Source organism: Citricoccus sp. K5, from assembly GCF_902506195.1.
Lineage (GTDB): Bacteria > Actinomycetota > Actinomycetes > Actinomycetales > Micrococcaceae > Citricoccus.
In genome coordinates this window covers 1-1067 of record NZ_LR732825.1, presented here as the reverse complement: position 1 = coordinate 1067, position 1067 = coordinate 1, and the positions used below count along the sequence as shown (strand labels likewise).

Genomic DNA, 1067 nt, shown 5'->3' with positions numbered 1-1067 from the left:
TGAAGCGCCCTGGGTTTGGTTCCGAGTCTCACGAAGGAGAATCGGTACATGCCCAAGAAGTTCACCCCTGAGTTCCGCGATCGAGCGGTCCGGATGGTCCTCGACCGACAAGCCGCTGAAGGTGGTCCCAGAGCCGCCTCGATCCGAATCGTGGCCCAGTCCCTGGGCTGCGGCCCGGAGACCTTGCGGAACTGGTGCCGCCGGGCGGAGTCTGCCGACCTCGACGTGGTGGCCGTGACAGGTGATGCGAGCCTGGAGGAAGAGAATCGGCAACTGCGCCGTGAGCTGGCCGAGACCCGCCGAGCGAATGAGATCCTGAAGAAGGCCTCGGCTTTTTTCGCAGCGGAACTCGACCGCCCCACGACGAGATGATCCGCTTCATCGACGAGCACAGGGATCATTTCGGGGTCGAGGCCATCTGCCGCACTCTGGGTGCGACGGAATGTGGGTTCATCACCTCTCGCGGCTACCGGGCCGCCAAGACCCGTCCGGCCTCCGAACGCAGAGTGCGCGACACGGTCCTACTGGAGGAGCTACGGCGGATTCACACGGAGAACTACGGTGTTTACGGGTATCGCAAGATGTGGCATGCCATGCGCCGTGCCGGCTGGGACGTCGGCAGAGACCAGGTCGCCCGCCTGATGAAGGCCGAGGGTTTGGCGGGCGTGCGGCGAGGCCGTAAACCGGTCACCACCAGGCCTGCAGCCGAGCCGGATCACCGTCCTGACTTGGTCAAGCGGCACTTCGCCGCGCAGGCACCCCATCGGCTGTGGGTTGCTGACATCACCTATGTGCGGATCCTGACCGGTTTCTGCTACGTCGCGTTCATTACCGATGCCTGCACCCGCAAGATCGTCGGCTGGGCCGTCTCTGCCAGCCTGCACACGCAGTCGCTGCCATTGCAGGCTCTGGAACACGCGTTGCTGAGCACCGATGCTCGCCTGAGGGGCGGACGGTTGGTGCATCACTCGGACAGAGGCGTTCAGTACGTCAGTCTGGCCTATACCGACACGCTGGCGGATTACGGTGTCTCCGCGTCGGTCGGTTCGGTCGGGGATTCGTACGAT

The 1067-nt window shown here is 64.2% G+C and carries 2 protein-coding genes and 1 other annotated feature; both genes read left to right on the top strand.

Translation table 11 applies throughout. The features are described from left to right. The first annotated feature begins 48 nt into the window (after positions 1-48). Positions 49-372, top strand: coding sequence for a transposase (locus tag BOSE125_RS17810; RefSeq protein WP_159555568.1), 324 nt, complete (start codon positions 49-51; stop codon positions 370-372). Beyond that, positions 330-431: a sequence feature (AL1L pseudoknot), on the top strand. Its footprint overlaps the gene before it by 43 nt. Then, a partial coding sequence (locus BOSE125_RS17805; RefSeq protein ID WP_201301315.1) for an IS3 family transposase occupies positions 369-1067 on the top strand: 699 nt, incomplete at its 3' end. It overlaps the preceding feature by 63 nt. The genes BOSE125_RS17810 and BOSE125_RS17805, both read left to right, overlap by 4 nt.

Excerpts from the sequence above, each read along its gene's own strand:
- BOSE125_RS17810 (WP_159555568.1), top strand. The coding sequence starts at position 49 with ATGCCCAAGAAGTTCACCCCTGAGTTCCGCGATCGAGCGGTCCGGATG.